Here is an 18,187-nt window from a genome sequence, read left to right on the forward strand (position 1 = left end):
ACGGAAGCTCAGGTCCGCAGCCAGGGCAATTGCGCGGCGCTGTAGCGGAACGTCTGGAACACGCTGTTCAGCTGGCCGGGGCCGGTCTTGCGCGCCGCTTCGTCCGGGTATTCGGCGAACCACGGGATCACGTATTCCCAGACGACCTCGCCGGCCGGCGTCACCTCGAACAGCCGCCCCGTCGACGATTCGGTGACGTGCGTGTTGCCGTTCGGCAAGCGCTGCGCGTTGCCCATGAACGGCGTGTAGAACAGGTTCACGACGTCGTCCGCATACGACCACACGACGCGCTGCGTCGCCGGATCGATTTCCACGACGCGCGAGAACACGACGTGTGCACCATGGCGGAAATTGCCGTTGTCGAACGCAAGGATGTTGCCGTTCGCGAGCGGCACCGGCGCATGCTGGTGCGATACGACATCGGGCCCGATGTGCAGGTCGACGCGGCCGGTTTCGCGGTTCACGCCGATGATCCCCGACGTCGTGCGCAGGCTCATCAGCACGCGGCCGTTCGCATCGACCGCAAGACCGTTGACGAGCGGCCAGTGATAGCGGCCGAAACCTGCCGCGATCGGAAAATCCTCCGGCCGCAGATGGTCGCGTGCATGCCATTCCCAGACGATCCGGCCGGCGCGGTTCACTTCGCGGATCACGTCCGCAACCATCACCTCGTCGTCGCCGTGCGCGGTGCCGCCCGGCACGCGCCGCGCGAATGCCGCGTCGACCGGTTCGCACGCGGCGTACAGCAGGTTGCCGTTCGGCAGCCACTGCGCGTCGTGGTGATGCGCGGGATCCTCGTAGCGCCACACGGTGTCGCCTTGCGGCGTGACCTCGTAGAAGTCGCCGCCATGCCACATCGACCACGGCGCGTAGCGCGATTCGGAGTGCGGATGATTGCCGTTGTAGCCGAGGTTGCCGTTCGCGAGGATGACCGCGTGGCGGCCGGGGCGCACGGGCATCTTCCACTGGTGGACGACTGCGCCGTCGATGCCGACGAGATAGACGTTGCCGTCGGCCGTCTGCGGCGCGATGAGCGTATAGCCGCCCGCGGACAGCGCGGGATCGTGGGCGATGAGGCCGACGCCGCGGCGGCGCTGGGTAATCTGGTCGACGGTCGTCACTGCGGTCTCCATTCGAATCGGATACGGGGATGCAGCGGAATCTAGACGATTCGTCCGGTCAGTAAAATCGGATTATTCTTGACGGCCTGTTCGGAAAAATCTAACGGACCCTTCATGCGTTCGATATCGCAGACATTCCGCTGTTTCGACGAAGTCGCGCGGCGCGGCTCGATTCGCAAGGCGGCCGACGCGCTGCACCTGACCGCCGCGGCGGTGCACCAGCAGGTCCGCAATCTCGAGGAGCAGGTCGGCGTGCCGCTGTTCGACCGGCTGCCGCGCGGCATGCAGCTGACGCTCGCCGGCGAGATCGTGATCGCGGCCGTGCGGCGCGGCCAGCGCGATTTCGACAACGCGCTGACGCAGGTCGAGGATCTGCGCGCGCTGCGGCGCGGGCACGTGAATCTCGCGGTGCCCGCATCGACGGCGGAAAAGCTCGTGCCCGACGCGATCCTCGCCGCGATGCAGCGCTATCCCGGCGTCACGTACAGCGTGCGCTCGGGAAACGGCGAGAGCATCGTGCGCTGGGTCGAGACGGGCGAGGTCGACATCGGTTACGCGCTGCGCCGGCGCACCGCGGCGGGCGTCGTCGAGGTGCGCGCGTTCGCGCAGCCGCTGGGTGTCGTCACGGCGCCCGGTCATCCGCTGGCGTCGACGGGCGGCAAGGTGCGGATGCGCGACTGTTTCGCGCATCCGCTAATCCTGATGACACCCGACACGGAACTGCGCGCGATGTTCGACCAGATCGATGCGCGGCAGCCGCGCAGCGTGCGGCCGCTGGTCGAAACCGGGTCGGTGTCGATGGTGCGGCGCCTTGCGGCCGAAGGCGCCGGCGTCGGTTTCCTGATCGCGGAAAACGTCGCGGACGACGTGGCTGCCGGCCGGCTCGCGTGGACGCCGCTGGCCGATGCGGGCGCACGCTCGTTCAGTTGCATCTACCAGCGGGCGGACATGAGCGCGACGGTCGCGATGACGATGTTTCTCGCGTTCTTTTCCGAGGCGATCGACGCGATGGAGCACGGTTTCGCGCGCGGTGGCCGGGCGGCCGGCACGCGTCGGGCGAACAGGTAACGCCGTCACGATGTGAGCCGCATCGGCGTATCGCCATGCGCTGCAATGCAGCAGCAACCCCGCATGCCGGTTCGGTGACGTAGCGCACACGACGTCCGGTTGCATGACGTCATTTCCTTATTGCGGAAAAAATTTTGTCCATGGGACTATCGAACGCGTCGCCCGTGCACCGAGGGGGTTGCAGGCGACAGGATGTCCATCGCAACGACCGACAAGAACATCGGCAGACCATGAACAGAACAGCGATTTTTCCGTATGCGTCCGCGTTGCTCGCGGCCGCCCTGCTGACCGCGTGCGGCGGCGACGTCGAGAACGAGACGGCCCGCACGACGACACCTTCCACCGATGCGAGCTGCCTCGCGGTCGACAACAGCGGCGCGACGGTCGTGGTGGGCTCGAACCAGCCGGGCGACCCGTCGCTGCCGGAAGCATCGTCGGGCTATCGCACCGGGATGAAGCCCGTCTATGCGAAAACCTATCTGGTGGCCACGTCGAACGCGTATGCGAGCGCGGCCGGTTGCGCGGTGCTGAAGAAGGGCGGCACGGCCGCCGACGCGGCGGTCGCCGTGCAGGCCGTGCTCGGGTTGACCGTCCCCGAGGCGACCGGCCTCGGGTCGGGCGGCGTGCTGCTCTACTACGATGGGCGCGGCAAGACGCTGCAGGCATACGACGGCCGCGAAACCGCGCCGGCTGCCGCGACGGAGAACTACCTGCGCTATGTCGATGACGCGACCGATCATTCGGCGCCGCTGCCGACCGCGCGCGCGAGCGGCCGTTCGATCGGCACGATCGGCGTGCCGCGGCTCATCGAGACGCTGCAGCAGGATCACGGCCGCTTGCCGTGGCAGAACCTGTTCGGCGACGCGATCACGCTCGCGACCAACGGTTTCCCGATCGGCGGCCGGCTGGCCGACGCGATCGCGGCGAACGCCGCGAATCTGAAGCGCGACCCCGAAGCCGCCGCGTATTTCCTGAACGCCGACGGTTCGCCGAAGACGCTCGGCACCGTACTGAAGAATCCCGCCTACGCGCGCACGCTGTCGCTGATGGCGCAGTCGGGCGCGAATGCGCTGTACACGGGGCAGATCGCGCAGGACATCGTCGCGAAGATCGCGGTGGCGAAGGGCGCGGACGGCTCGACGCTCACGCCGGGCAAGACGACCGTCGCGGATCTTGCCGCGTATCAGGCGAAGCGCCGCGAACCGGTGTGCACGACTTATCGCAGCTATTGGGTCTGCGGGATGCCGCCGCCGTCGTCGGGCGGCATCGCGGTCGCATCGGCGCTTGGCATTCTCGAGAATTATGACCTGAAGTCGCTGAAGCCGACGGCGATCGATCTCGAAGGCGGCAAGCCGACCGTCGCGGGCGTCCACCTCGTCACCGAGGCCGAACGGCTCGCGTATGCCGACCGCGACAAGTACGTGGCCGATACCGACTTCGTGCCGCTGCCGGGCGGCACGTGGGACACGCTGCTGAACAAGCCGTACCTGAAATCGCGCGCGGCGCTGATCGACACGACCAAAAGCATGGGCACCGCGCAGCCCGGCAATTTCGGTGCTGTGCCCCTCGGCGTCGACACGACGCTGATCGAGCACGGCACGAACCAGTTCACGATCGTGGACGGCGACGGCAACGTGCTGAGCGCGACGACGACGGTCGAGTCGAGCATGGGCTCGTTCCACATGACCAACGGCTTCCTGCTGAACAACCAGCTGACCGACTTTTCCGCGAACCCGCTCGACACGTCCGGCAATCCGGTGGCGAACCGCCTGCAGCCGGGCAAGCGGCCGCGCAGCTCGATGGCGCCGACGATCGTGTTCGGGCAGGCCGCGGACGGCTCGCGCGGCGACTTCGTGATGGCGACCGGTTCGCCGGGCGGCGGCACGATTCCGCAATACGTGGTCAAGACGCTGGTCGGCGCGCTCGACTGGGGGCTCGACGCGCAGCAGTCGGCGGGGCTCGTCGACTTCGGCGCGAGCAACAGCCCGACGACCACGATCGGCGGCGAGCATCCGAACGTCAACGCGGCGAACAACGGCGCGAACGATCCGCTGATCACGGGGCTGCTCGCGCTCGGGCACAAGGTATCGACGTCCGCGCAGGCGAGCGGCGTCAACACGGTGATGCGCGTGACGGTCGGCCAGTCGCCGGCGTTGCAGGGCGGCACCGATCCGCGTCGCGAAGGCGTCGTGCTCGGCGATACGTTCCGGCCGTAACCGGGCGGCATGCGCACGGCCCCGGTCCGCTGGTTGGCGGCCGGGGCCGTGCTTCGTGAAGAGGCCGCATCGACGGCCGGGCAATCCTCATCCTTCGGAATGCAGATGAAATCGGCTGGCTTTCCCTGATGCATGACGATCAGGCGAATCGCCGGCGCGAAGGAGCCGGTCGCCACAGTTCATACCTGTCCGTTGTCAAATACGGCGTTCACCCCGCCGCAAGCCCCCGATTGTCAAACAGTGTGAGTCAATCGTCAGCATTTGCAACCGAAGTAACAGTCCCCGCAATTCGATCGTTTTGCCCGCCGGCGCCGCTACATTAGCTCCACCTGCCGCATGTCGCGGCGAGGCATGCGACCAGCCGCACGAACGCGGCCCGCAGCAACAACGTCTTTGGGGAGAATGACCATGAACAAGATTCGTACGATTCTGCTGGGTGCCGCTCTGACGGCGATGGCGACGTCGGCTGCATTTGCACAGACGGCCCAAACCGGCGCCCAGGGTTCCGCAGGCGTCGGCGCCCAGGTCCAGACGCCGCTGCTCGGCGGCGGCGTGGGCGTGCAGGCTGGCGCCGGCGCGGATGCGGCGGGCTCGGGTTCGGGCGCGGGCAATGTCGTCGGCGGCGCGCTGAACGGCGTCGGCAAGACGGTCGGCGGCGTGGGCTCGGCAGCCGGCACGGCAGTGGGCGGCGCGACGCAGGCGGTCGGTTCGGCGGCCGGCGCGACGAAGGATGCGGCGGCATCGGCCGTGCGCTCGACGAAGTCGCACGTGAAGCACGTCGCAGGCTCGGCGAAGAGCCATGCACAAGGCGCGATGTCGGCGGCAGGCGACGTCGCGGGCGGCGCGAAGGCGAAGGCCGGTGACGCGCTCGAAGGCGCGACGAACTCGGTGCAGGGCGGCGCATCGGTCGGCGTGAAGGGTTCGGCGTCGGCGCAAGGCGGCGCGCTGTAACAAGCAGCACGCATCCCGTCACGGCCCGGCCCGCTTCGATGCGGGCCGGGTTTTTCTATTGAGGAGCGCGATGCGTCGTGCACGGTGCCTCATGTCGAAAGGCGGGAAAATGGATGTATCGATATTGATTAGGATAACAAAAATAACAAGCAGATGATCGACTTAACTTGATGCCGAAAGGAGACGACTGTCGGGCCGAAGGGCAAGCTGACCGGCTTGTAGGTCGAGTGGCTAGCGGCCTCAAATATCACGTTCATGATCCAGTGACCACGGTCGTAAATACATTTGCAATGATGGAATAAAGTATTTGCAAGGAAAGTGGCAGTTAGTTTATAAATACGAGCGTTTTGTATTTTCTCTGCCGATCGCAACCATTGGCGTTGAACGGGGCGTCAGATGACCATGACACTGTTTGACGTGTGTCAGCATGTGCGCCTTTCTCGTGACCATGAATGCCGCCTGCAAAGCCAACGCTGTGCCGGCGTTGGGGATCCCGTCGAAATTGCTGAGCTCGTCAGCCATGCCTGATGAATCGCAGGCGAAACACGGTATTTTTGTTATCGAAACGCTGATTACCTGATCAGTGGAAGTCGTGAGCCATCTTGTGGTTCGCGTTGGCGATAATGTGATCTTTGTTAATCTATACAATTCGAATTGCGAAATGATCGGCATGCATGTAATAAAAAATGAAATGATCGTCGATTCCATTTTTTGCCGTGCAATCCGGAATTCGAAAGAAAAGATTCCATGATTAATACGCTGCAGGGCAAGACGCACCCGCGGTGATTAAACGTGTCGCCAGCCTCCCGCCACATCCGCACGGGCACTGTCGCGCTCGCAGAGTCAGATCGCGTACCGCTATCGGCAATGCGCGATGCGGCTGCGTTGCGATCTGGCGCGTCGATGCTGGTCGCGGCACGTCAATGTTCAAGTCGACCTGCACACGGCGTGTGGCAGGCCCCTTCGGACGATCACGCTGAAGGTCCGGGACGCGCAGCGCGACGACGACGTGACGTTCAACCTCGTGTTACCGCCGACGGTGGCGTCATGACGGTCGACACGGGCGCCATGCCTGATTACTGGATGAGTTCCATTCACGGAGAGGCTTCAATGCGAAAAGTCATGCTGTACTGGATGCTGTTGCTGCTTGCGCCGTTGGCATCGGCTATCGCGAACATGGCCCATGCGGGGCCGGCGAGCGAAGCGTCGGCGCCGGCCGCGGCCGTGCCCGCAGCGGCACGCGCAGACCGGCTGCCCGCCTATCAGCCGCGATTCGGGCGCACGCGCCCGATCGTCGCCGTCGTCGGCGAAAACGACTATACCGAGCTGACCGATTACGTCGTTCCCTATGGGATCGTGGCCGAATCGGGCGCGGCGGATCTCGTCGCGCTTGCCACGAAACCGGGCCCCATCCGGATGTTCCCGGCACCGATGAACGTCATTCCGGACGAAACCACCGCCCAGTTCGACGAGCGCGTGCCCCAAGGGGCAGACTATGTGATCGTGCCGGCCGTGCATCGCGACAGCGATCCGGCGCTGCTGGCATGGGTGGCCGAGCAGGCGAAGAAGGGCGCGACGATCATCGGCGTGTGCGACGGCGTCTGGGTCGTCGCACGCGCGGGGCTGCTGGAAGGCCGCCGCGCAACGGGGCACTGGTACTCGATGAACGATCTCCGCAAGAAGTTTGCCGATACGCGCTGGGTCGACGGCAAGCGTTACGTTGCCGATGGCAAGGTCGTCACGACGACCGGCGTCACCGCGACGATTCCTGTATCGCTTGCGCTCGTCGAGGCGCTCGCCGGGCGCGAACGCGCGCTGCAGGTCGCCGAGCGACTCGGAAGCCCTGCCTGGTCGTCCGAGATCGCGAGCGACCGCTTCAACCTCGGTTTGCCGGCGATGGCGACGATCGCAACCAACTACGTGTCGTTCTGGTCGCATGAGGATTTCGGTATCCCGATTGCGCCGGGTGTCGACGAAATTGCGTTGGTGCTCGAGGCCGACGCCTATTCCACGACGTCCCGCTCGACCGCCTACACGGTTGCCGCGAACCGTGAATCCGTGCGCACCCGGCGCGGGTTGACGATCGTTCCCGACCGCGTGGCCGGCGTCGACGCGCCTACGCGGATGTTGTCTGCCCCGATCACGCGCTATCCGTTGCATGCGCTCGATGCATCGCTGAATGCGATCTCGTCCGAATTCGGCAAGCGCACGGCCGCATGGGTCGCACTACAGATGCAGTATCCGGGCTACTGAGTGAGCTGCGCATCGCAGCGTCGCCCAGTTCGTCCCCAGCCTGTCGGTTCTCCGCCCGTTTCCGGGGCGCCGAGTTCGTCCCTGTCGTTCCGTATTTGCTTTGGAGATTCCGAGCGCGCATGGGCGCTGCGCGATCCTCGCACTCGCCGCTCTGCCGCGTTCCGCGAAAGGAAGGATTGACCGGGTCCGGCTACTTTCCGATGACGTCGGGATTTGCAAGCATGATCGCCATGCGACGCCTCGCGACATGGTGGAAATGGCGATTCACGAAATCTTGTTCAGGTCCCTGGATCGAGGAGACGACCCCTGCCCATTGCCTGCGCGCCATGCTTAAATAGCAGGGCTCCCGACCGCCGGCCGCCGTGATGGCAGCACCGGCCGGCACGGGCCAGCATGTCCGATCGACACCGTGACGACAGACGATACGAAAACACCGTTCCGGCCCGCCCGGCGCGGTTCGATAACATTCCGAGGCATCACGTCATGACCATCCTGTTCCGTCTTCTCGCGCTCGCCTGCGCGCTCTGGCTGGCCGCTTGCGCGGCGCCGCCCCCGCCGTCCGCCAGTCCCGCCGCGTCCGTCGCCGCACCGGACGCCAGCGAGCGCCGCGGGCTCGGCACCGCGTGGGGCGAGTCGGTGCGATCCGAAACCCGGCAAGTCGAATTCGAACGCGCGGATCTGGCGACGCCGACGGATCTCGCGTCGGTCTACTACAACGACGTGCTGCCCGGCCATCTTCCCGCGTCGCAGGTGCGCCGGCTGCCGACCCGCGTCGCGCTCGCGAACGGCGATATCGCGCTGTCGTTTACCGACGAAAAGGGCGCGCCGCTGCGTCTCGCGCGCAGCAACGGCCGCTGGCACATGGCGGGCGTCGAGGGCTCGCGCTACATGATCGTGTTGCGCAACCAGGGGCGCCGCGCGTTCGAAGTCGTGTCGACGGTCGACGGGCTGGATGTGCGGTCGGGGCGGCCGGGCAGCTATACGAATGGCGGCTACGTGCTGTATCCGGGCCGCACGCTGACGATCGAGGGCTTCCGCAAGAGCCGCGACGAAGTCGCCGCGTTCCGCTTCGCGGCCGTGCCCGACAGCTATGTCGCGAACGCGAAGTACGGCGATGCCGCGAACGTGGGCGTGATCGGCGTCGCGCTGTTCGCGCAGAAGGAGAGCGACGAGGACGCGCTGCGTCGCAACGCGAATCCGTTCCCCGGCAACGACAACGGCTTTGCGCCGCCGCCCGTACCGCGCAGCGAGTGAGCGCATGTAGCCGGGCGCCCGCGTCCGTCACGACGTACGCGGGACGATCCTGCGTGTTTCCCTGCTGCACGGTCAACGCGTTCCCGGCTCCGTTTCGCTGTCACGCGATCGTGCTGCGGCACAATGTCGGTTCGCATCGGTATCGCGTGCTTTCGCGCCATCCGGACCGACGGAGAACGCATGTCGCCACCCGCTTTCAGGTACCATCCCGACCCGCTTGCAACGGGCAGCGCGATCCGGTCCGGCGCGTGCCACATGTGCTGCGGCAAGCCCGGCGGCTACCGGGATGACGCTCGACGGCACGGGCCCGTGCGAGCGGCGTCGCCCCTTCGCCATGAAACAGAGGAACCTTCGTGAAGTTCATCCACGCGGCAGACATTCACCTTGACAGCCCGTTGCACGGCCTGAGCGCGTATCCCGACGCGCCAGCCGCGCAGTTGCGCAACGCGTCGCGCGAGGCGCTGCGGCAACTCGTGGATCGTGCGATCGAAGAGGAAGTCGCGTTCCTCGTGATCGCGGGCGACCTGTACGACGGCGACTGGAAGGATCACAACACCGGCATCTTCTTCGGCCAGCAGATGGGGCGCCTGCGCAAGGCCGGCATCCGCGCGTTCGTCCTCGGCGGCAACCACGATGCCGAAAGCGAGATGACGAAGAAGCTGACGCTGCCCGACAACGTCACCGTGTTCGGCCACCGCAAGCCGGAAACCGTCAGGCTGCCGGAATTCGACGTCGCGTTGCACGGGCAGAGCTTCAAGGACAAGGCCGTCGTCGACAATCTCGCGATCGGCTATCCGGACCCGGTGCCCGGGCACTACAACATCGGCGTGCTGCACACGGCGCTCGAAGGGTATGCGGCACACGCGAACTATGCGCCGTGCACGCTGGCCGAACTGCACGCGAAAGGCTACGACTACTGGGCGCTCGGTCACGTGCACGAATTCCAGCAATGGACGGGCCCGTCCACCGTCGTGTTTCCCGGCAACCTGCAGGGGCGCCATATCCGCGAGACGGGCCGGCGCGGCGCGGTGCTCGTGACGGTCGAGCAAGGCAGGACGCAGGTCGAGCGCCTGTATCTGGACGTGCTGCGCTGGGAAGCCGTGTCGGTCGATGCGTCCGATTGCCTGTCGGTGGCCGATTTGTCGCGAAAGATCGGCCAGTCGCTGGAGGCGCTGTTGACCGTCGACGGCCACGTGCCGCGCGCGGTGCGCGTCACCGTCACCGGGCGCACGCCCGCGCACGGCCTCTTTTTCGGCCGCGCGCCGCAGTTGCGTGCGGAGGTGCTGAACCAGATTGGCATCATCGGCAACGAGCGGCTGTGGCTCGAGAAGGTTCGACTCGCGACGTCCGCCGCCGATCAGCAGCCGGGCGAAAGCGAACCGCTCGAGGCGCTGGAGGACCTGAAGCAGATCCTGGCCGACGCCGCGCACGATCCGGATTTCCTCGCGCTGCTCGAACGCGACCTGAAGCCGTTCGTCGGCAAGGTCCGCAGCGACGTGAAGGAGGACGTGCCGTTGCTGACGATGGCGCGCGCGGGCGAGCTGACGGCGCTGGTCGAGCAGGTCGGGCCCGCGTTGCTTGCGCGGCTGGCGAGGGGGGAGTAAGCGATGCGCATCAGCCAGCTCGATCTGATCAAGTACGGCAAGTTCACCGACGAGACGCTGCGTTTCCCGCCGGCCGGCGAGGATTTTCATGTGATCGTCGGGCCGAACGAGGCCGGCAAGTCGACGATTCGCACGGCCGTGTCCGAGTTGCTGTTCGGGATGAAGCTGCAGACGCCGCTCGATTTCCTGCACAGCACGCCCGAGTTGCGGATCGGCGGCGTGCTGGAGAGCGGCACGGGCGCACTCGCGTTCCACCGTGCGCGCGGGCGCAGTCCGTTGCGCACGCCCGCCGACGACAAGCTGCCCGACGACTATCTGGCGGCGATCCTCGACGGCGCGACGCGCGAATTCTTCGAGCAGATGTTCGGGCTCGATCACGGGCGGCTGGTCGATGGCGGCCGCAGCATTCTCGACGCATCGGACAAGCTCGGCCAGGTGCTGTTCGAATCGGCTGCCGGTGTCGGCAGCCTCGGGCCGGTGCGCGAGGAACTCGACGCGCGCGCGCTCGAATTGTGGGCGCCGCGTCGCAGCGGCAGCGCGTTTGCGCTGGCCGAAACGGCGTTCAACGAAGCCGTGACCGAACTGAAGACGGTCCAGGTGCGCACGCGCGACTGGGGGGATCGCAAGGACGCGCGCGAAGCGGTCGAGCAGCAGATCGAGCAGGCGCGCGCGGAACAGCGCCGGCTCGAAGCGCTGCGCTCGAAGCTCGAACGCGTGCGGCGGCTCGCGCCGTACCTGAAGGAGCTGACGGTCAAGGACGCGGCGCTCGCCGAACTGGGCGCGGTCGTCGAGTTGCCGCCGACCGCGTATGCGGATCTGCTGAAGGCGCAGGGCGATCTCGCGGCCGAGCAGAAGGTGCTCGAGGAACGGCGCGCCGACCTGCTCGCGAAGCGGCAGGCGCGCGATGCGATCGCGGCTGACGCCGACACGCTGGCGCTCGAAGCCGATATCGAGGCGCTCGATCGGCTGCGCGGCGCATGCATGAATCACGCGCAGGATCTGCTGCTGCTCGGCGCGGACGTCGAGCGGCACCTGTCCGCTGCGTCGTCGGCGGCCGCGCAGCTCGGTTGGCCGACGGACGAAGCGTCGCTGCGCGCCGCGTTGCCGACGGCGCTGTCGCTGAAGACGGTCGCGAACCTGCTGCGCGAACACGGCGCGCTGCACCAGGCGCTCGCCGGCGCGCGCGAATCGCTCGATGAACGCACGCGCGAGCTGGCGCAGGTCCGGGAACAACAGGCGCGCCTGTCGACCGTCGACGTGCCGGAAGCGTTGCGCGCGGCGCTGGCCGATGCGCAGGGCTTTCGCAACAGCGGTCCGCGCGAGCAGGCGCTGGCGCACGAAATCGCGGCTGCCGAACGCACGCTGTCCGACGCGCTCGATGCGCTCGGCCAGTGGCGCATGCCGGTCGACGCGCTGCGCGCGCTCGACGTGCCGTCGGCGGCGCGGCTCGGCGCGCTGCTCAAGGAAGACAGCGAACGCGCCAGCGCGGCCGCTGCCGCGCGCGACGCGCGCGATGGCGCACTCGAAGAGCTCGAACGGCTTGAGCTGCAGGAGAAGCATTTCGCGGAGAACCACAAGGTCGTCACGACTTCCGACGTGCTGGCGGCGCGTGCGCGTCGCGACGGTGCGTGGGGCGATATCCGCAGCGGCGCCGTCGATCTCGCGACGGGCGCACCGGCGGTCGACGACGCGATTCGCCTCGCGGACGAACTCGTCGATGCGCAGCTCGGCGCGACCCAGGCCGCGGCGACGCTGCAGTCGCTGCGTCAGCAGGTCGAATCCGCGCGTGCGGGCGTGGCGCGCCGGCAGGCCGCGCTGGACGAACGCGAGCGCGAACTCGCCGCCCATCGCGACGCCTGGGCCGCGCTCGCGACGGCGGCCGCGGTGCCCGGCATGCCGCTGGCGGCGATGGGCGACTGGCTCGCGAAGCGCGACACGGTGTTCGCCGCGCAGGCCGATCTCGATCGTCAGCGCCGTGAATTCGACACGATGCGTGCTGTCCGCGCCGGCGCCGAAGCCGCGCTGCGCGAGGCGCTGCTGACGGTATCGCGGGGTGGCGAGTCGGACGGCCTGGCCGCACTCGTCGCCGTCGCCGAGACGTTCGTCCAGTCGGCCGAGAAAGCGGCCGCACAGAAGGACAGTCTCGACGATCGCGCGCGGGAAGCCGAACGCGGATGCGCGACCGCGCAGTCGCGAGCCGGTCATGCGCAAGCGGCTTACGACGCGTGGCAAGCGCAATGGCGCGACGCGCTGGCCGACGCGAAACTGTCCGCGAGCGCGACGACGCTGGCCGCGGCGGAAGGTGCGCTCGGGCTCGCGAATACGGTGACGGCCGAGCTGGCCGATGCCGATGCGCCGCGTAACCGGATCGCAGCGATCCGCGCGGAGCTGGCCGCGCTCGAGGCCGGCGCGCGGCGGCTTGCCGAAGCGCTCGCGCCCGAGTGGCTGGCGAGCGGCGACTGGCCGGACGTGGCGCGCCGGCTGGCGATGCGTCTCGCGGCCGCGCGGGAAATCGCGCGTGCGATCGAGCGTGCCGACGAGGCGGTGCGGCAGGCCGACGGCAAGGTCGCGGATGCGGCTGCCGCGGTGGCCGGCGCCGATGCGCGCATCCAGCCGCTGCTGCAACTGGCCGGCGTCGCGTCGATCGACGCGGCGCTGCCGCTGGCCGAGCGCTCGGATCGGCAGCGCCAGCTTCGGCAGGCGGTCGATGCTGCGCACGAGGCGCTGGTGCGCGACGGCGACGGGCTTTCCCGATCCGCCGTCGAGGCCGAGGTGGCGGAACAGGACATTGCCGACGTGCCGGCGCATCTCGAAGCGGTGAAGCAGTCGCTCGCCGATGTCGGCAAGCGGCTGAACGAGCTGGCGCAGCAGCAGGTCGTGGCCGACCAGGCGTTCGGCGCGATCGACGGCCAGGCGAACGCGGCCGTCGCCGAGTCGAAACGGCAGGAGGCGCTGGCGGCGATGGGCGACGCGGCCGAACAGTATCTGGAGGCAGCCACGGCGAGCCGCTTGCTGAAGTGGGCGACGGATCGCTACCGCGACCAGAAGCAGGGGCCGATGCTCCGGCGCGCGGGCGAGATTTTCGCCGGGCTCACGCTGGGCGAATTCGCGAAGCTGACCGTCGATACCGAACGGACGCCGCCCGCGCTATATGCACGGCGTACGAGGGGAACGTCGGTCGAGGTCGCCGGGCTGAGCGAAGGGACGCGCGATCAGCTGTTCCTCGCGCTGCGGATCGCGGCGCTGGAGTTGCAGCTCGGCAGCCGCACGGCGCTGCCGTTCGTCGCCGACGACCTGTTCATCAATTTCGACGATGCGCGCGCGAAGGCGGGGCTCGATGCGCTGCGCGATCTGTCGACGCGCACCCAGGTGCTGTTCCTGACGCACCACGACCACCTGCTGCCGCTCGTGAGGGACGTCTTCGGCGCGCGGGTCAACGTGGTCGAGTTGGAGCGCGCGCCGGCCGGCGTGTGATGCAGGGTACGCCGGGATGCTGGCGCACGGGAAGGGTCATCGCGTACAGGTAGTATGAGCGGTTCCGAAACGCATGCGGCCGGTTCAACGGTCGCGGGTCTGGCCACACGAGGGGGGGAATATGAAGAAGCTGGTAGCCGCGATTGCGTTCGCGGCGGACAAGCATCGCAATCAACGGCGCAAGGATGAAGAGGCGTCGCCGTACATCAATCATCCGATCGCGCTCGCCGACGTGCTGGCCAACGAGGCCGGCGTCGAGGACGAGCGCGTGATCGTCGCGGCCGTGTTGCACGACACGGTCGAGGATACGGAGACGACCGAGCAGGAGTTGCTGCGGCTGTTCGGCAAGGATGTGGCGGACATCGTGATGGAGGTCACCGACGACAAGTCGCTGCCGAAGGACGAGCGCAAGCGTCTGCAGGTCGAGCACGCGGCCACCATCAGCCGGCGCGCAAAGCTCGTGAAGCTGGCCGACAAGATCTGCAACCTGCGCGACATCGCCCGGCATCCGCCCGCGGACTGGCCGCTCGAGCGCAAGCAGGCGTATTTCGACTGGGCGAAGTCGGTCGTCGACCCGATGCGCGGCGTCCATCCCGGTCTCGAGGCGATCTTCGACACCGCGTACGCCGCACGGCCGGCGGACTGAGCACGCACATGGGATCGGCCCGATCCGCTGCACGACAACCGGCTGCCGTGGCGGGCGTCGACGTCGGCGGCGACAGGAAGCTGTGCGATCTCGTGATCCTGCGTGGCTCGACGGTCGTCTGCCGGGAAGCGCGGATCGCGCCCGAGTCGCTGCCTTCACTGTGTCTCGCCCATGATGTCGTGGCCATTGGCGTCGACGCGCCGAGCCTGTGGTGGACCGGGAGCGGCCGCCGCGCGGCCGAGCAATACCTTGCGCGCGAACGAATCTCGTGCTTTCCGACGCCGTCGCGGGAGCAGGCCGTCGCGAGCACGTCGGGCTTCTTCGACTGGATGTTCATGGGAGAGCGCGTCTACCGCGCGCTCGCGGACGCCTATCCGTTGCTGACCGGCGCGCGCTACGCGGGCGGACGGGCGAGCTTCGAAACCTATCCGTATGCGATTACCTGCGCGATGCTGGGCAAGGCCGTGGCGTCGGCGAAGCAGAAGCGCAACCAGCGCCGGCAATTGCTGGAGCGGCTGGGCGTCGACGTATCGACGCTGCGCTCCGTCGATGCGCGAGACGCGACCCTGTGCGCGTTGACGGCGCAATACGTGATCGACGGGAACGCGTATGCGTATGGCGATGCGGCGGGCGGATACATCCGCGTGCCGATGATGAACGAGACGATCGTGCTGGATTCGCCGTAGGCGCGACGTGCGGCTCTGCGCGGGATGGCGGTCGCAGGGTGGCCGCTTCGTGCGGGAAGATGCGGCAGGCCCGGCGACGAAGATTGTCAGCTAGCGACTATCGGCGGGCACGACGCGAGGACGATGCACCGCACGCTTCCGGCTGAGCCTGTTCAATCCTCGAGGATGGATTTCGGCACGCTGGACAGGTCGCAGGCTTGCGCGTGCTCGAAGTAGCTGTCCGCATCGTCGATCATCACGACCGCGACGTCGATCAGCTCGTCCAGCCGTTGCAGCAGCGATTCCCGCCACTCGATGTCTTCGTCGCGCTCGGGCGTCTTGTCCAACTGCTCGATGATCGAGTCGGCCGTCTGCAGGAATGGAATGGCCTGCTGATAGTTTTCGATCGAGACCAGCGCCGCATTGCGCGCGCCGACGAGCCGCTCGCGATGCGTGTCCGCCAGTTCGGATTCGCCGCTGATGCGCGGCAACATGTCCGAGATGCGTTGCAGAAGCGGCGGGACCTGTTCTTCCAGCAGGATCGCGCGCTCGCGCAGTGCCGCATATTCGTCGCGAAGGTCGGTGTCGCCGGGTTGAGTCGTGCTGTCCATCATCGATATGCGTGCGTGGTTCGGTCGCGGCATGATACTCGACCTCGCCAGATTCCTTGCCCGTTCCGCGTCTTCCTATATAGAAGGAAAGAGGCGTGTTCGTCATATCTTTAGAGGGCGGCGCGCGGTGCGCTTCTCGGCCCGTTGAGCCCAAAGCCTCCGTGCGCGGCAGCGCACGGAGGCTTTTTCAAATTTTCTTCACAAAGGGCTTGCGCGGACGGGGGCGGGTGCTTAGAATCACGCCTCTTTCGCGCTAACGGAAACGCGGCGCGGGAGGAAGGGAAGCGGTGCTGTTGGGGTTCGGGATGTAGCGAGCCTTGGCGGTACGGAAGTTGAGCCCCGCAGTCGCAACGATGTAGTTCAGAAAGTTGTTGACGAACTGCGAAACACGGTTCATAATCTCGCTTCTCTGCTGCTGAAAACGCAGCGCTGCTGAGAAACTTCAGGTTTCTCGCAGAAATGCTCTTTAAAAATTAACAGCCGATAAGTGTGGGCGCTTGATGGAAGCGAGCTGATCCTCGGATCAGATAGCGAAAGTATCAAGAGTCTCACACTAAAGTAAGTCAGGTTCATGAAGCAATTCATGTTCCTGTCAGCTTTGAGTGAGCGACCGGTTCGAAAGAACCGAAAACAGTAACAGGTTTAAACTGAAGAGTTTGATCCTGGCTCAGATTGAACGCTGGCGGCATGCCTTACACATGCAAGTCGAACGGCAGCACGGGTGCTTGCACCTGGTGGCGAGTGGCGAACGGGTGAGTAATACATCGGAACATGTCCTGTAGTGGGGGATAGCCCGGCGAAAGCCGGATTAATACCGCATACGATCCATGGATGAAAGCGGGGGACCTTCGGGCCTCGCGCTATAGGGTTGGCCGATGGCTGATTAGCTAGTTGGTGGGGTAAAGGCCTACCAAGGCGACGATCAGTAGCTGGTCTGAGAGGACGACCAGCCACACTGGGACTGAGACACGGCCCAGACTCCTACGGGAGGCAGCAGTGGGGAATTTTGGACAATGGGCGAAAGCCTGATCCAGCAATGCCGCGTGTGTGAAGAAGGCCTTCGGGTTGTAAAGCACTTTTGTCCGGAAAGAAATCCTTGGTTCTAATATAGCCGGGGGATGACGGTACCGGAAGAATAAGCACCGGCTAACTACGTGCCAGCAGCCGCGGTAATACGTAGGGTGCGAGCGTTAATCGGAATTACTGGGCGTAAAGCGTGCGCAGGCGGTTTGCTAAGACCGATGTGAAATCCCCGGGCTCAACCTGGGAACTGCATTGGTGACTGGCAGGCTAGAGTATGGCAGAGGGGGGTAGAATTCCACGTGTAGCAGTGAAATGCGTAGAGATGTGGAGGAATACCGATGGCGAAGGCAGCCCCCTGGGCCAATACTGACGCTCATGCACGAAAGCGTGGGGAGCAAACAGGATTAGATACCCTGGTAGTCCACGCCCTAAACGATGTCAACTAGTTGTTGGGGATTCATTTCCTTAGTAACGTAGCTAACGCGTGAAGTTGACCGCCTGGGGAGTACGGTCGCAAGATTAAAACTCAAAGGAATTGACGGGGACCCGCACAAGCGGTGGATGATGTGGATTAATTCGATGCAACGCGAAAAACCTTACCTACCCTTGACATGGTCGGAATCCTGCTGAGAGGCGGGAGTGCTCGAAAGAGAACCGGCGCACAGGTGCTGCATGGCTGTCGTCAGCTCGTGTCGTGAGATGTTGGGTTAAGTCCCGCAACGAGCGCAACCCTTGTCCTTAGTTGCTACGCAAGAGCACTCTAAGGAGACTGCCGGTGACAAACCGGAGGAAGGTGGGGATGACGTCAAGTCCTCATGGCCCTTATGGGTAGGGCTTCACACGTCATACAATGGTCGGAACAGAGGGTTGCCAACCCGCGAGGGGGAGCTAATCCCAGAAAACCGATCGTAGTCCGGATCGCACTCTGCAACTCGAGTGCGTGAAGCTGGAATCGCTAGTAATCGCGGATCAGCATGCCGCGGTGAATACGTTCCCGGGTCTTGTACACACCGCCCGTCACACCATGGGAGTGGGTTTTACCAGAAGTGGCTAGTCTAACCGCAAGGAGGACGGTCACCACGGTAGGATTCATGACTGGGGTGAAGTCGTAACAAGGTAGCCGTATCGGAAGGTGCGGCTGGATCACCTCCTTTCCAGAGCTATCTCGCGAAGTTGAGCGCTCACGCTTATCGGCTGTAAATTAAAGACAGACTCAGGGGTCTGTAGCTCAGTCGGTTAGAGCACCGTCTTGATAAGGCGGGGGTCGTTGGTTCGAATCCAACCAGACCCACCATTGTCTG

General features: G+C 65.8%; 12 protein-coding genes, 1 tRNA gene and 1 rRNA gene. 12 read left to right on the plus strand and 2 right to left on the minus strand.

Going from position 1 to position 18,187, the window contains the following annotated elements:
* Positions 1–8 precede the first annotated feature (8 nt).
* Positions 9–1,133: an aryl-sulfate sulfotransferase gene (locus tag HWX03_RS07495; RefSeq protein WP_175870859.1), complete on the minus strand. Its 1,125-nt coding sequence runs from the start codon at positions 1,131–1,133 to the stop codon at positions 9–11.
* Positions 1,134–1,235: 102 nt separating this feature from the next.
* Between HWX03_RS07495 and HWX03_RS07500 the strand changes: the two genes are divergently transcribed.
* From HWX03_RS07500 to HWX03_RS07545, 10 genes are all read left to right on the plus strand, one after another.
* Positions 1,236–2,189 carry a LysR family transcriptional regulator gene (locus HWX03_RS07500; RefSeq protein ID WP_175870860.1) on the plus strand — a complete coding sequence of 318 codons (954 nt, stop codon included), beginning with the start codon at positions 1,236–1,238 and terminating at the stop codon, positions 2,187–2,189.
* A 230-nt stretch (positions 2,190–2,419) separates the two neighbouring features.
* A complete protein-coding gene (locus HWX03_RS07505; RefSeq protein WP_175870861.1) occupies positions 2,420–4,405 on the plus strand; it encodes a gamma-glutamyltransferase family protein in 1,986 nt (661 codons plus the stop codon).
* A 408-nt stretch (positions 4,406–4,813) separates the two neighbouring features.
* Positions 4,814–5,356: a hypothetical protein gene (locus tag HWX03_RS07510; RefSeq protein ID WP_175870862.1), complete on the plus strand. Its 543-nt coding sequence runs from the start codon at positions 4,814–4,816 to the stop codon at positions 5,354–5,356.
* A gap of 427 nt (positions 5,357–5,783) precedes the next feature.
* The gene (locus HWX03_RS07515) at positions 5,784–5,936 is read left to right on the plus strand and encodes a hypothetical protein (RefSeq protein WP_175870863.1); all 153 of its coding nucleotides are present in this window, start codon (positions 5,784–5,786) and stop codon (positions 5,934–5,936) included.
* A gap of 530 nt (positions 5,937–6,466) precedes the next feature.
* Positions 6,467–7,609, plus strand: coding sequence for a DJ-1/PfpI family protein (locus HWX03_RS07520; protein ID WP_175870864.1), 1,143 nt, complete (start codon positions 6,467–6,469; stop codon positions 7,607–7,609).
* Positions 7,610–8,092: 483 nt separating this feature from the next.
* Entirely contained in the window at positions 8,093–8,863 is a 771-nt protein-coding gene (locus tag HWX03_RS07525; RefSeq protein ID WP_175870865.1) for a hypothetical protein, read from the plus strand.
* A 353-nt stretch (positions 8,864–9,216) separates the two neighbouring features.
* The gene (locus HWX03_RS07530) at positions 9,217–10,467 is read left to right on the plus strand and encodes a DNA repair exonuclease (protein WP_175870866.1); all 1,251 of its coding nucleotides are present in this window, start codon (positions 9,217–9,219) and stop codon (positions 10,465–10,467) included.
* Positions 10,468–10,470: 3 nt separating this feature from the next.
* Positions 10,471–13,941: a YhaN family protein gene (locus HWX03_RS07535; protein ID WP_175870867.1), complete on the plus strand. Its 3,471-nt coding sequence runs from the start codon at positions 10,471–10,473 to the stop codon at positions 13,939–13,941.
* Positions 13,942–14,062: 121 nt separating this feature from the next.
* Positions 14,063–14,587, plus strand: coding sequence for an HD domain-containing protein (locus HWX03_RS07540; RefSeq protein WP_027786250.1), 525 nt, complete (start codon positions 14,063–14,065; stop codon positions 14,585–14,587).
* Between the two features lie 8 nt (positions 14,588–14,595).
* Positions 14,596–15,273: a DUF429 domain-containing protein gene (locus tag HWX03_RS07545; RefSeq protein WP_175870868.1), complete on the plus strand. Its 678-nt coding sequence runs from the start codon at positions 14,596–14,598 to the stop codon at positions 15,271–15,273.
* 152 nt (positions 15,274–15,425) lie between these two features.
* Here the strand turns inward: HWX03_RS07545 and HWX03_RS07550 are convergent, their stop codons facing one another.
* On the minus strand, positions 15,426–15,863 hold the full coding sequence (locus HWX03_RS07550; RefSeq protein ID WP_244132600.1) for an ATPase: 438 nt from the start codon (positions 15,861–15,863) through the stop codon (positions 15,426–15,428).
* A 644-nt stretch (positions 15,864–16,507) separates the two neighbouring features.
* On the opposite strand from HWX03_RS07550, the gene HWX03_RS07555 reads away from it, so the two are divergent.
* Together HWX03_RS07555 and HWX03_RS07560 are read left to right on the plus strand one after the other, a co-directional pair.
* Positions 16,508–18,040 (plus strand): 16S ribosomal RNA (locus HWX03_RS07555).
* Between the two features lie 63 nt (positions 18,041–18,103).
* Positions 18,104–18,180, plus strand: a tRNA-Ile gene (locus HWX03_RS07560).
* The last annotated feature ends 7 nt before the right edge of the window (positions 18,181–18,187 follow it).

Origin of the sequence: Burkholderia sp. BCC0397 (genome assembly GCF_902832865.1) — a bacterium.
Taxonomy (GTDB): Bacteria; Pseudomonadota; Gammaproteobacteria; order Burkholderiales; family Burkholderiaceae; genus Burkholderia.

Bases quoted from the DNA above. Each gene is read 5' to 3' on its own strand.
- HWX03_RS07500 (WP_175870860.1), top strand. From the start codon at position 1,236: ATGCGTTCGATATCGCAGACATTCCGCTGTTTCGACGAAGTCGCGCGG.
- HWX03_RS07515 (WP_175870863.1), top strand. From the start codon at position 5,784: ATGTGCGCCTTTCTCGTGACCATGAATGCCGCCTGCAAAGCCAACGCT.
- HWX03_RS07540 (WP_027786250.1), top strand. From the start codon at position 14,063: ATGAAGAAGCTGGTAGCCGCGATTGCGTTCGCGGCGGACAAGCATCGC.
- HWX03_RS07495 (WP_175870859.1), bottom strand. From the start codon at position 1,133: ATGGAGACCGCAGTGACGACCGTCGACCAGATTACCCAGCGCCGCCGC.
- HWX03_RS07510 (WP_175870862.1), top strand. From the start codon at position 4,814: ATGAACAAGATTCGTACGATTCTGCTGGGTGCCGCTCTGACGGCGATG.
- HWX03_RS07535 (WP_175870867.1), top strand. From the start codon at position 10,471: ATGCGCATCAGCCAGCTCGATCTGATCAAGTACGGCAAGTTCACCGAC.
- HWX03_RS07520 (WP_175870864.1), top strand. From the start codon at position 6,467: ATGCGAAAAGTCATGCTGTACTGGATGCTGTTGCTGCTTGCGCCGTTG.
- HWX03_RS07550 (WP_244132600.1), bottom strand. From the start codon at position 15,863: ATGGACAGCACGACTCAACCCGGCGACACCGACCTTCGCGACGAATAT.
- HWX03_RS07525 (WP_175870865.1), top strand. From the start codon at position 8,093: ATGACCATCCTGTTCCGTCTTCTCGCGCTCGCCTGCGCGCTCTGGCTG.
- HWX03_RS07545 (WP_175870868.1), top strand. From the start codon at position 14,596: ATGGGATCGGCCCGATCCGCTGCACGACAACCGGCTGCCGTGGCGGGC.
- HWX03_RS07505 (WP_175870861.1), top strand. From the start codon at position 2,420: ATGAACAGAACAGCGATTTTTCCGTATGCGTCCGCGTTGCTCGCGGCC.